Origin of the sequence: Paenibacillus sp. GM2 (assembly GCF_900069005.2) — a bacterium.
In the GTDB taxonomy this organism is placed as follows: domain Bacteria; phylum Bacillota; class Bacilli; order Paenibacillales; family Paenibacillaceae; genus Fontibacillus.
This window is the reverse complement of sequence record NZ_LN831279.1, coordinates 105,411-117,722: the sequence shown is the minus strand read 5'-3', so window position 1 is coordinate 117,722 and position 12,312 is coordinate 105,411. Positions and strand designations below refer to the sequence as shown.

Below are 12,312 nucleotides of genomic sequence, written 5' to 3'. Positions count from 1 at the left end.
ATTCTTTGCAAAGTGAAACAGAAAGTATGTTCGAACTATTATTGCAGCAGGTTTGGCATATCGTCATTTGCCCCAAGCTGATTGCTCTTATAGGGATAACCGGGATCATAAGGCAAAACAAGAATACTGACATCATTCACATGAGAGAAGCGATGCATGAGCAGTACCTTGGCTCTATTAGCGATATCATTTGCCTCTGTTACCGTAATCTGCGGATTTACGCTAATCTTAGCGATAACCCTCACATAATGCCCCTGCTCTTGTGCGCGCAAATCTTCGACGGTAATAATGCCATGGACGCGCTGAACCGTCTCTATGAACCGCTCTGTATCCTCCCGGAACAATGTTGTAGCCAGCGTGCTGTTAATTACTTTACGAACCATAATATAAGCCCTGTAAGCTACGAGAATGGCCACGATGGTCGCCACGATCGGGTCGAAATAGAGCATCATCGGTATATCCAGGGCATGACCAGCCATCGCACCAAATACACCCAGCATTACGATTATAGAGCAATACAACGAATAACGGTGGTTCTCGACATAAGTGTCACGCTCTTTCTCAGCCCGAGCGGTTGTTGATCGATATTGTATCTGAAAAATAAGTTCATTCACGACGAGAGAGACAACCACAACTACGCCGGCTACATAACCAGGCGCAAGGATATCTCCTGCAAAAATCGCCGTGACCGTCGTAATCATCGTCTGCACAGCGCCCAGCAAAATCAAGACAGCGATAAATACAGCAACAGGCAGCAACGATTTTGCCTTCTGCGCCGGGTCCTGCCGGGAAAGCGGTGATTTGCGCTCATAGAATCGTCTCCATGCATCCGTTAACGAAGAACTTACTGTAGATAAAATTTCAGCTAATGAGAATAATGCATCTGCCAGCAAAGCATAGCTATTGAACAATATACCTACGATTCCTTTTAATGCGGTTAGAGCAAAATGGCTCACCATACTAACTGCAGCGATCGAATCAACAGCAACAGTTTGTTCGCGTCTCATGATATCCCCCCTGAAACCCGAGAACTTAATAAAGAATGATAGAGCCGCGTCGTAATCGACGCGGCTCTTCATGCCCAGCAACAATACTTCTCTCTATATAATCGCTTAAGCCGCCTTAGCCGGTTTTTTCTTTTCTCTTACTTTAAGCACAAACCACAGTGGGCTGGCGATAAAGATGGTCGAATAAGCCCCGAGCACAAGACCGATCGTCATAGCAAGTGAGAACATTTTAATCGATTCCCCGCCGAGCAGGAACAGGAAGAAGGCCGCGATGAATACGGTCAAGACCGTATAAATCGAACGCATAATCGTCTGAGCGATACTGTGATCAACCAGTTCCTTGAGATCATCTCTGGTCTTCAGCTTGGCGAACCGCATATTTTCACGAATCCGGTCAAAGATAACGATCGTATCGTTGATAGAATAGCCGATAATCGTAAGTACAGCAACGATAAAGGTAAGATCGACCTTGAGATGGAAGATAGAGAAAATCGCTATAACCAGAATCGCATCATGCAGCAGAGAAATTACAGCTGCTACAGCAAAACGCCATTCAAAACGGATACTTACATAAATTATTATCCCTAAACAAGCGATGAGAACCGCTTTTATTGCATTTTGCGCCAGCTCCTTGGCCATTTCCGTATCAACAGTATTAACCTCGAAAGCTGCACTCTCGTCAAGCTTGCTTATTTCTTTCTTCAACGCGACATCCTGATCTTCATCCAGAACCTTAGTGAAGCGAATGCTTATCCGCTCCTCTCCCATATTAATGGTTGTCCCTTCTGCAATGTCGAGATTCTTGATAATCGATTCAATTTCATCCTTCGAAATCGACTTTGTGATCGTCACGTCTACGTTGGAGCCAGATTGAAAGTCTACGCTATAATTTAATCCAAAAAAGGATAGAGATGCTACGCCAAGTATGATTAAAGCAATCGATATGGCGAAGAAATATTTGCTTAGATGGACATAATCCAGTCTCTTAATGCTCTTATCAAAGTGCACGAATCTCACTCTCCTTAACCCCGAAGTATTTCGGTTTCATCAGCTTACCAGCCTTGAGCAGCAAGTTAAGGAGGAACCGTACGAAGTAGACATTCGTTGCAATACTAAGCACGATTTCCACGATGAGCACCAGGGCAAACCCTTTAACTGATCCAGTTCCGTAAATATACATTACGATAGCAACGATAATCGTCGTAATGTTGGAGTCCAAAACCGTACGGAGTGAATGCTTGCCGCCTGCTTTTACGGACGACATTACGCTCTTGCCGCTCCTCAGCTCTTCTCTTATCCGTTCGTTGGTAATGATGTTGGCATCGACGGCCATCCCGATCCCGAGAATAATCGCCGCGATCCCCGGCAGAGTTAACGTGAAGTTGGCCCATGCGAACACCGCTATCAAGAGCCAAGTGTGCAAAATCAATGCAAAGCTGGCAATAAGTCCAGGTGCCCGGTACATTCCGACCATGAACACTAAAATAAACACGGAGCCAATCAAACCTGCTTCAATTGTAGATTTCAGCGATTGCTGGCCAAGGGTTGCTCCAAGGCTCTGCGAGTATTTCTCGTGAAGCTTCAAAGGCAACGCACCCAGGTTAATAACATCGCGAAGCTCTTTCGCTTCATCCATATCTCCACCTACACTGATTGACGCTGTTCCATCGGTAAGAACGGCTTGTACAACTGGCGCTGAGATCAGCTCATCATTCATATAAATAGCAAGTGGTTGACCAAGCAAACGTTTCGTTATTTCAGCAAATTTATCTTTACTCTTCACCTTGATGCTTACCTGCGGCTTATTCATATTATCAAATTGAAGCGCAGCGCCGTTCTCGGCGAAGTCGGTACCGATCATTTCGATCTTGTTGTACTCATCCGGGTTCTTTTCAGTTCCGTCTTTACTACGGAAAGTCAGTTCCGCCGGCTCTTTCATCATTTTGCGTACTTCTGCTTCGTCGGTCACACCGGCCAATTTTACACGAATCCGGTTTGTGCCTTCCGTAGTCACTTCCGGCTCACTCGTACCGAGCTTGTTCGCACGCTTTTCCAAGCTTTGCGCCGTTTTGACGAGCGATTCTTTTGTTACTTTAGCCCCGGATTCCAATGGCGAAGCCTCGTACAAAATTTCGAATCCGCCCTTCAAGTCCAGGCCGAGACGCATGCTTTTCAGTAAACCAGGGGTTGTCCAACCCATCAGGGCTGATAAGACAACCACGACGGTTATGAATGCCACTATTCTTTTCATCCCGTACTTCGATCCCCTTTCAATTCTCAATATTCCTATTATAGCTAGGCAGGAATCGACCGTCAATTTCACGAATTTTATCATTTTTGTTACGATCGACTCTTAAACCTGTGTTCAAAAAGATCTTTTTTTAGTGATAGAGCACAAAAAAGACCCCTTAATCTAAATGGGATCCACGAAAAGCTGAAATCGTCAAATAGTTCATAAAATGGGTTATCTTCAAAGAAAGGATATCATTTACCAATTGATGTAATGGCGGAAAGCCATTTTTTTCATACTTCTGGCTGACACAGCTCCATATTTCCTCTTCAGTCACATGTTCATAACCGATCATCCGGAATTCTTCCACTTTGCTGCGGCACAAATTCTCGATCGTCTCGAACAGTTCCTTTCTCGTGTAATCCTCTTCAGCCATCCTGGTGCCTCCTTCCTGATCCCCATCTAAATAACATTCTACTTCATTTTTCCGATTCCTGCTTGATAGAATTATTGATTTGGGCTGAATTCAAGATTCGACGCCGATTAGTCTCCCCCTTGTGTTACTTCGAGATCAAAAGTGGACTTTTTGAACTTCCTCTCAAATCGCAGGTTCAAAAAGGCCGGTTTTCAGCTCCGAGAAGGTTGGATGAAGCTAGGGGTTGAGGAGCGCAGCGTACGTAGTTTGTACGTGAGCACCGGAAGGACCGGCTGAATTCAAGATTCGACGCCGATTAGCCCCCTTGTGTTACTCCGAGATCAAAAGTGGACTTTTTGAACTTCCTCTCAAATCGCAGGTTCAAAAAGGTCGGTTTTCAGCTCCGAGAAGGTTGGATGAAGCTAGGGGTTGAGGAGCGCAGCGTACGTAGTTTGTACGTGAGCACCGGAAGGACCGGCTGAATTCAAGATTCGACGCCGATTAGCCCCCTTGTGTTACTCCGAGATCAAAAGTGGACTTTTTGAACTTCCTCTCAAGGATAAGTCATGAATTGGGACAGGACTAGCATATGGTTAATTAACATTGATATTCGTAGAGGCTCATTTAGGGGAGAGAGGGAATCACTTTGAATAAACAAACCTTTATCCAGGGCACGATGATCCTGCTCTTGGCAAGTGTGGTTAATCGTATTCTCGGCTTCATTCCGCGCATTATGCTTCCAAGGATCATCGGTACAGAAGGCGTTGGCTTATATCAGCTTGGCTATCCCTTTTTCTTGGTAATTGTTACCCTCATAGCGGGCGGCATTCCGCTAGCGATTGCCAAGCTGGTAGCCGAGGCGGAATCGGCGGGGAATTCACAGCGTTCTACTACTATTTTGCGGACAAGCCTGGTCTACGCAACGGCTGTCGGATTTCTATTTACATTTATCTGCCTGTTCGGGGCCCCTTGGGCCAGCCGCTATATTCTCACCGATCCACGGGTCTATCACACCTTTATCGCGATGAGTCCAATGGTCGTTATTGTCGCTATCTCTTCCGTCTATCGCGGGTATTTCCAAGGAAAGCAGGACATGATCCCCTCCGCCGTCTCATCAGTCACAGAGACCATTGCAAGAATTATCTGTGTCCTCTTATTCTCCTACCTGTTCCTACCTTGGGGTATCGAGTATGCTGCAGCCGGAGCGATGCTTGGAGTCGTATTTGGGGAGATCGTCGGCCTCGCCGTCTTATTATGGCAATACAGCCGCATACGCCGGAAAAATCCTCCCAATACTACAACGGCCCCTGTCGCGGCAGAGCAACAGGACGATGACTCCTTCTTCTCGCGGATCTGGCAGATTCTCAAGGTAGCTCTCCCGGTAACTGGCGGTCGCTTAGTCGGTTCGATGTCCTACCTTCTAGAGTCCATTATTACGGCACGCAGTCTCGCCATTGCCGGAGTAGCCACGGCCATCGCCACCTCTCAGTACGGCGCATTACAAGGGATGATCATCCCACTCTTGCTGCTCCCGGGCGCATTGACCTCTTCGCTTGCCATATCACTTGTTCCTTCTCTCGCAGAAGCACAGGCCAAAGGAGATATGCGTACGATTCATCTAAGACTTCATCAATCCATCAGGCTGGCGTTAGTGACCGGCGCCCCCTTTGCAGCGATCATGTATGTCTTGGCCGGACCGCTCTGCCAGCTTCTATACGACAACGGAAGCATCGCAGGCATGCTGAAAGTTATGGCTCCGATCGCCCTCTTCTCCTATGTGCAAGCCCCGCTGCAAGCTACACTGCAAGCGCTAGACAAACCTGGGCGGGCATTGATCAATACATTAATCGGGGCCACGGTGAAGCTAGTTCTCATCTATTATCTGGCCTCGAACCCTAGCATGGGCATTTATGGAGCCATTATCGCGATCATTATCAACATTATTATCGTTACTATACTGCATGGCTTCAGCGTCTCACGCGCGCTTCGCTTCCGCTTTCCCTTGCTTGATATTTTGAAAGTTGCATGTCTGATGGTCATTATGAGCGGAGCCGCAGCCTATCTCTATAACGAATTACTAACTATCTGGGGCACGGGGCTTCGCTTCCTCATGACCTCGCTGATCGCCACAATGATCTACTTAATCCTGTCCGCAGCCTTGAAACTGATAGATTGGCATGATATTAGCCGAATTCCAATCTTGCGGAGATGGATCAAGAACTGAACAACTGACCACCTACGGACTTGTCATAACCTCTCCTGCTTGACCATAAAATAATAGCATGAGAGTTTTTTTGAATATGCACTATGAATAGAAATGGAGGAACGCGTCATGAATTTCATCCGCCGCATTGTTTCAATCCGCATTTCCCATCCGACCATATCCGGGCTGTGGTACGCTTTTCTCTGGATGATGATCGGCGCTCTCGTACTCTCGCTGCTTCTACAGTCCAATATGCTAGAGGAGCAGGAGCTTGGCTTGTACACTTACATCGTTCATTCCATAGCTATCCTATTCGGAGGAGTCGTCTCCGGCAAGCGCGCTCAGATGAAAGGGATGTACCAAGGCTGCATCACAGGTCTCATCTATGGAATTCTCGTATTTGTTATCAGTTTCCTGGCCCTCGACAGCTCAGTGCAGCTTGCTACATGGCTCTTACTGCTGCCAGCACTGATCATCGGGGCGATCGGAGGTGTATTTGGGGTCAATTTGAATAAACGTTAGCGGATACAACAAAAAAGAGCCTGAATGCAGGCTCTTTTTTGTCATTCACTTATGCATTAAGGATCAACCTTACGACTCTTTAACTTGGTGACTGATCGCACTGCGCTCAAATGTAAGCTTGGTTACATCATTAACGCGAAGTACAACGGTGTCGTCTGTCAACTCCAAGATCGTACCATGCAAGCCGCCGATGGTAACAATCTTATCGCCTTTTTGCAAAGCATTCAGCATGTTATTGCGTGTATTTTGTTTCTTCTTTTGCGGACGAATAAGCAAGAAATAAAATACCGCAAACATAATAATCAAAGGCACAATAAAGGATAGCAATTGGCCGGATGAAGATGGCGCTGCTGTACCTTCTGCAAGTTGAAACATGTTCTTATCCTCCTTCCATTTATCTCCTAATGAATTTAAAATCCTTTGTCATTGCCAAACAGACCATATTGTTCGAAGAACTCGTCCCTGAAATCCAGCAGTCTATCGTCCATAATCGCCTGCCGCACTTTCTTCATTAAACGAAGCAGAAAATGCAGATTGTGATATGTAGTTAACCGCAGTCCAAACGTCTCATCACTCTTAATCAAGTGACGCAGATAAGCCCTGGAGTAGTTCCGGCATGTATAGCAGTCACATTCAGGATCCAATGGTCCAAAATCTCTGGCGTACTGGGCATTGCGAACAACCAGTCTTCCCTGGCTCGTCATTGTTGTCCCGTTGCGGGCAATCCGGGTTGGCAGTACACAGTCGAACATATCGACACCGCGTATGGCTCCCTCGATCAATGCATCCGGAGACCCAACACCCATCAGGTACCGAGGCTTGTCTGTTGGCAAGAGTGGAACCGTGTAATCCAGAACCTCATACATAAGATGCTTAGGCTCGCCTACACTCAGTCCACCAATAGCATACCCCGGGAAATCGAGCGAAGTCAAATCCCGTGCGCTCTGCTTGCGCAGGTCCTCATACATGCCCCCCTGCACGATCGCGAACAGCCCTTGGTCATGCGGTCGAGCATGGCTTTTCAGACAGCGTTCTGCCCATCTCGTCGTCCGTTCCATCGACTTCTTCACATAGTCATATTCCGCAGGATAGGGGGCGCATTCATCAAATGCCATCATAATATCCGAACCAAGAGCGTTTTGAATTTCCATCGCAACCTCAGGCGATAAGAACAGCTTGTCCCCATTCAGATGGGAGCGGAAATGAACGCCTTCCTCAGAAATCTTCCTCATCTCGCTTAGAGAGAACACTTGAAATCCGCCGCTATCGGTCAGGATCGCCCGATCCCAGTTCATGAATTTATGAAGTCCACCAGCTTCGCGGACAATCTCATGACCCGGACGCAGGAACAGATGGTAGGTGTTGCTGAGAATAATCTTCGCTTCCATCTCCTTCAGTTCTTCCGGACTCATTGTCTTAACCGTAGCCAAGGTGCCTACCGGCATGAAGATCGGAGTCTCGAAGCTTCCGTGCGGAGTATGCACGATCCCGAGCCTTGCCCCGGATTGTTTACAAGTTTTGATATGTTCATAAGTAATTGCAGCTGTCACGTTCTTCCCTCATTCCGTAGACCTAATAAATAAACATCGCATCGCCAAAGCTGAAGAAACGGTATTTCTGCTCAATCGCTTCCCGATAAGCAGTTAATATATTCTCCCGTCCGGCTAACGCGCTAACTAACATCACCAGCGTAGACTTCGGCAAATGGAAGTTAGTAATTAAAGCATCGACCAGCTTGTACGAATACCCGGGATAAATGAAAATTCCCGTCCAGCCGCTGCTTTTCACGATGGGACCGTCCCCGCACTTCTGCGCCACAGTCTCCAGCGTCCGCGCTGATGTCGTACCGACAGCAACGACCCTGCCGCCCCGCTGCCTCGTAGCATTCAGCAAGTCAGCCGTCTCCTGCGGGAGGACATAATATTCCTCATGCATCACATGATCCTCCACACGATCAACGGACACCGGACGAAAAGTACCCAGTCCGACATGCAGCGTTACAAAAGCGATGTCTACCCCTTTATTGCGAATCTGCTCCAGCAGTTCCTCCGTAAAATGCAATCCCGCCGTCGGCGCCGCCGCAGACCCTTCATGCTTGGAATAGACCGTCTGATACCGTTCCTGATCATCCAATCTTTCCTTGATATAGGGAGGCAGCGGCATCTGTCCCAAGCGATCAAGAATTTCATTGAAAATTCCCTGATAAGAGAAGCGCAGCACTCTGCCGCCCATCTCTCCTTCCGATTCGATCGTTGCCTTCAACTCATCACTGAAGATGATGACGGATCCCGTCTTCAGCTTCTTGCCAGGTTTCACTAATGCTTCCCAGCTGTCATTCCCCAAATTTTTGAGCAGCAGCACTTCCGCCTTGGCTCCTGTATCTTCCTTGACACCAAAGAGACGAGCCGGAAGCACTCTTGTATCATTCAGTACAAGGGTATCTCCGCGCTGCAAATATTGGATGATCTCCGAGAATTGATGATGCTCCATGTTCCCGCTGCGCTTATCCAGCGTCAGCAAGCGCGAAGCGCTCCGATCCGCCAATGGGGTCTGAGCGATCAGCTCTTCCGGAAGCTCAAAGTCATACATATTTATGTCCATATCTTGTTCATTCCTTAACGATAGTTACATTTTGATAGTAGTGTTGCAAAATCTTTTGGTAATCATACCCGGCATCCGCCATTCCCTTGGCTCCCCACTGGGATAGCCCAAGACCATGTCCGTTGCCGCGGCCTACAAAGAGGAACTGATTGGATTGATCCACCACACGAGCAACCCCGTCCCCATCCATGACGACCATATTGCCGCCGCTCCAGGTCTTCTGACCGGAAGCCGTTAGAACAGGCGTGCCGGAAGCTGCTGTACCGCTTGTAGTCGCTCCTGAAGCACCCAGTACAGTATACCTTCCCGTTGCCTTAATATCAAACAGAGTGCTTGGCAAGCTGCCTAACGCAGAACGGAAGGCATCCGGGTACTTCACATCGAGAATCTGTCCGTTCGCCTTGATCTGCGTGACCCGGCCCGAAGGTCCTCTCTGCGTAACTTCCATATTATAGATCGACGACGGAGCCGGCGTCGAGGTCTTGCCGCTTAGGGACTTCACTAATTGATCCGATGTAAACGGACCGCGAATCCATGCATAGGCGCTGGATTCATCAACTTTATCGAGGATGATAATCTCATCGCCAGGGTTCAGCTTAGCTACAGGATCGACATCGGATTGAATCTGCGGCAGAGGACGGACCGCTACGGAACTAGTCGTTACACTCAGCTTCTTCAAGCCTGCGGCCGTCGTCCCGCCAGTCAATTTTGTATTATCCTCGCGAACATATCCCGTCTTACCGTTGGGCAGCAGAACATAGTACCACGACTTCAACGCAGCCTGCGCCGCCTTGTCCCACTCGCTGTTCACGCTTGAGAACGTCGGGTTCACACTGCTCCAGACCTCGGAAGAGTCAGCCGACACACCGCCGCTGTTGGAGGAGAATATGGCTTCGACAATTTTACCGTTGGACTTGATAACTTCCCCCGCCGTGCTGTCAACTGCCTCGATGATGCTGTCTTTTTCGTTCTCAACCCCGTTATACACTTGGCTCAGCGTTGTATCGATAAGCCCGGCCACCTTAAAGCGATCCGTTGAAGCCGAATAGAGCGCATAGCTGCGCGCAGCAACCGCTTGTGCCTTCAAGGATTCCTGTGGCCAGGATGCTGGAACTTCCCCGGAAACCACCGAATACAAATATTTCTCAAGCGGAAGTTCATTGACAAGGGCGAGTTGACCGTTAAGCTGGCTAATCTCGAAGCTCCCTCGATAATTGCGACCCGATCTTTCGACGACCTGGGTTGCAAGCGTATCATCGCCATTCACAATCAGCTTGCTGTCCGTCCCTCTCAGCTCGTAGTGATCCACCGGGGATGGCGAATTAAGATTAAGCGTTACGTCCTGCTGCACGATCACTCCCGGCTCGGAATCGTCAACCTGGGACCAGGAAGCCTGCGGTAATGAACCTCGCACCGCTGACAGTTCAGATTCGCTTGCTGCTCCGCCAGCCCATACCGTATATTGCTGCTGTCCAATCAAGACAAGATAGGCATCCACGCCAGCAGCGGATACAGAATTTCTTAGCGCTTCCGCTTCTGACTTGCTGCCAAGAGCCCCTGCGGAATAATAATAACCACCTTTGACAGAAGGGGCTTGTCCGCTGATAACTCCAGACAGGCTGCCGGACACTCGACTTACCGCTTTCTTAGCTTCTGCCGCACTCGCATAAGGACCGGTATAAATTTGATAGACCGTGCCCCCCGACTGCTCTACAGCATAAGCCACAGGACGGTCTGCCGTACCCTGCAGCTTTTTAACGGCGGCGGCAATCGCTTTCCAGTCAGAGCTCTCCGCCGCTTTAATCCGATTGCTTCCTGCGCTGAAACGCACAGTTTGGCCGGAATCCAATGTAAGCAATGAGTTATTGGCGCCAAAGGATGTTTGAAGCACCAGATCCATTGCCGATCCTGGCTTCAAGGTCACCGCCGGCACTGTTAATTTATAGGTGCTGCCAAGATCAAGGAACATCGCGACGCGTACGCGGTTCCCCGACCAATCATCGGCAGATACAGGCGCAGATACAGGGAGCTGCAGAGCCCCTGCCAGCAAAACTCCCGCTAATATCCCCCTTCCCCATTTTAACAGCTTGAATGTTGTCTTCTTCTCCTTCACTTGTTCGCTCCTCCTTCATGTTGTCGTATTAGAACACATATTATGAACACACACTTTTAAGATTGAACTTGATCTTGTTATTGGCCCTTACCTCTGTCTTCCGGATAAGGAATTCCCAAGTGATTGTAAGCAGCAGCTGTGACCATTCTGCCGCGCGGCGTCCGCTGTAAATAACCGATTTGCAGCAGATAAGGCTCATAGACATCCTCGATCGTCTGACTCTCTTCGCCGATTGTTGCTGCGATCGTATCCAGTCCAACAGGGCCGCCCCGGAAGCTGGTGATCATCGCATTGAGCATCTTATGGTCGATCATATCCAGGCCCTTCGGATCTACCTGCAGCATCTGCAGCGCTTCTGCGGCAACGGCCTCCGTAATCATTCCATCACCGCGAACCTGGGCATAATCGCGCACCCGCTTCAGCAATCGATTGGAAATTCTTGGCGTCCCGCGCGAACGCAGTGCAATCTCATCAGCTGCATCGCCAACAATCTGTATACCGAAAATATCCGCACCACGGGAGACGATATAGCTCAGTTCTTCCATCGTATAGAACTCAAGTCGACTGACGATGCCAAACCGATCCCTGAGCGGAGCAGACAGCAGTCCAGCCCGGGTCGTAGCCCCCACTAATGTAAAAGGCGGCAAATCGAGCCGTACCGAACGCGCGCTGGGTCCCTTGCCGATCATAATATCCAGCGCCGAGTCCTCCATCGCCGGATACAGAACCTCTTCGACAGTTCGATGCAGACGATGAATCTCGTCAATGAACAGGACATCGCCCTCTTGCAGATTGGTCAGCAAAGCCGCCAAATCTCCGGGCCGCTCAATCGCCGGCCCGGATGTCGTACGCAGATTTACGCCCAGCTCATTGGCAATAATGTTAGCCAGTGTTGTCTTCCCGAGTCCTGGCGGACCATACAGCAGCACATGATCCAAGGCCTCTTTGCGCATTTTTGCCGCTTCAATATATATCTTCAGATTCTCCTTGATCTGATTCTGTCCAATATATTCAGACAAGTAGCGGGGCCGAAGGCTCAGCTCCTCCACTTGATCCTCCATCATTAAATTCGCGGAAATGATTCGATCCTCCATCGCTCTCCCACTCTCCTTCCATCCTGTCGCCTATTAGAGGTTGTTTAAAAATTCAGCCTGTAATCAGAAAATCGTTCGAAGCCATCCAAGGATGAGCGACCGCGATCCGGAGGCCGATTTTCTTGCG

The 12,312-nt window shown here is 48.9% G+C and carries 11 protein-coding genes; 2 read left to right on the top strand and 9 right to left on the bottom strand.

Annotation, left to right across the window (positions count from 1 at the left end; all coding sequences use genetic code 11):
- Positions 1–38: 38 nt before the first annotated feature.
- The 4 genes from BN1360_RS10480 to BN1360_RS10465 form a co-directional block, all read right to left on the bottom strand.
- A complete protein-coding gene (locus BN1360_RS10480) occupies positions 39–1,007 on the bottom strand; it encodes a cation diffusion facilitator family transporter (protein WP_068779812.1) in 969 nt (322 codons plus the stop codon).
- A 105-nt stretch (positions 1,008–1,112) separates the two neighbouring features.
- Positions 1,113–2,024 carry a protein translocase subunit SecF gene (gene secF, locus BN1360_RS10475; protein ID WP_082790014.1) on the bottom strand — a complete coding sequence of 304 codons (912 nt, stop codon included), beginning with the start codon at positions 2,022–2,024 and terminating at the stop codon, positions 1,113–1,115.
- Positions 2,005–3,258, bottom strand: coding sequence for a protein translocase subunit SecD (gene secD, locus BN1360_RS10470; RefSeq protein ID WP_068779810.1), 1,254 nt, complete (start codon positions 3,256–3,258; stop codon positions 2,005–2,007). Before secD ends, secF begins: the two co-directional genes overlap by 20 nt.
- Before the next feature lie 157 nt (positions 3,259–3,415).
- Positions 3,416–3,673 (bottom strand): post-transcriptional regulator, encoded by a 258-nt coding sequence (locus BN1360_RS10465; protein ID WP_068779809.1) that lies wholly within the window; start codon positions 3,671–3,673, stop codon positions 3,416–3,418.
- Between the two features lie 625 nt (positions 3,674–4,298).
- Here BN1360_RS10465 and spoVB point away from each other — a divergent pair.
- Together spoVB and BN1360_RS10455 are read left to right on the top strand one after the other, a co-directional pair.
- Complete coding sequence (gene spoVB / locus BN1360_RS10460) at positions 4,299–5,876, top strand: stage V sporulation protein B (RefSeq protein WP_068779808.1); 1,578 nt, start codon at positions 4,299–4,301, stop codon at positions 5,874–5,876.
- 108 nt (positions 5,877–5,984) lie between these two features.
- Complete coding sequence (locus tag BN1360_RS10455) at positions 5,985–6,377, top strand: TIGR04086 family membrane protein (RefSeq protein WP_068779807.1); 393 nt, start codon at positions 5,985–5,987, stop codon at positions 6,375–6,377.
- Between the two features lie 69 nt (positions 6,378–6,446).
- Here the strand turns inward: BN1360_RS10455 and yajC are convergent, their stop codons facing one another.
- The 5 genes from yajC to ruvB all read right to left on the bottom strand — a co-directional run bounded on the left by yajC (position 6,447) and on the right by ruvB (position 12,185).
- Positions 6,447–6,752, bottom strand: a complete 306-nt coding sequence (gene yajC / locus BN1360_RS10450) for a preprotein translocase subunit YajC (RefSeq protein ID WP_068779806.1) — start codon at positions 6,750–6,752, stop codon at positions 6,447–6,449.
- A gap of 35 nt (positions 6,753–6,787) precedes the next feature.
- Positions 6,788–7,927 (bottom strand): tRNA guanosine(34) transglycosylase Tgt, encoded by a 1,140-nt coding sequence (tgt, locus tag BN1360_RS10445; RefSeq protein ID WP_068779805.1) that lies wholly within the window; start codon positions 7,925–7,927, stop codon positions 6,788–6,790.
- A 22-nt stretch (positions 7,928–7,949) separates the two neighbouring features.
- On the bottom strand, positions 7,950–8,978 hold the full coding sequence (gene queA, locus BN1360_RS10440) for a tRNA preQ1(34) S-adenosylmethionine ribosyltransferase-isomerase QueA (RefSeq protein WP_068779804.1): 1,029 nt from the start codon (positions 8,976–8,978) through the stop codon (positions 7,950–7,952).
- Positions 8,979–8,985: 7 nt separating this feature from the next.
- The gene (locus BN1360_RS10435; RefSeq protein WP_229520973.1) at positions 8,986–11,091 is read right to left on the bottom strand and encodes a SpoIID/LytB domain-containing protein; all 2,106 of its coding nucleotides are present in this window, start codon (positions 11,089–11,091) and stop codon (positions 8,986–8,988) included.
- A 77-nt stretch (positions 11,092–11,168) separates the two neighbouring features.
- Complete coding sequence (gene ruvB, locus BN1360_RS10430; protein WP_068779803.1) at positions 11,169–12,185, bottom strand: Holliday junction branch migration DNA helicase RuvB; 1,017 nt, start codon at positions 12,183–12,185, stop codon at positions 11,169–11,171.
- Positions 12,186–12,312 lie beyond the last annotated feature (127 nt).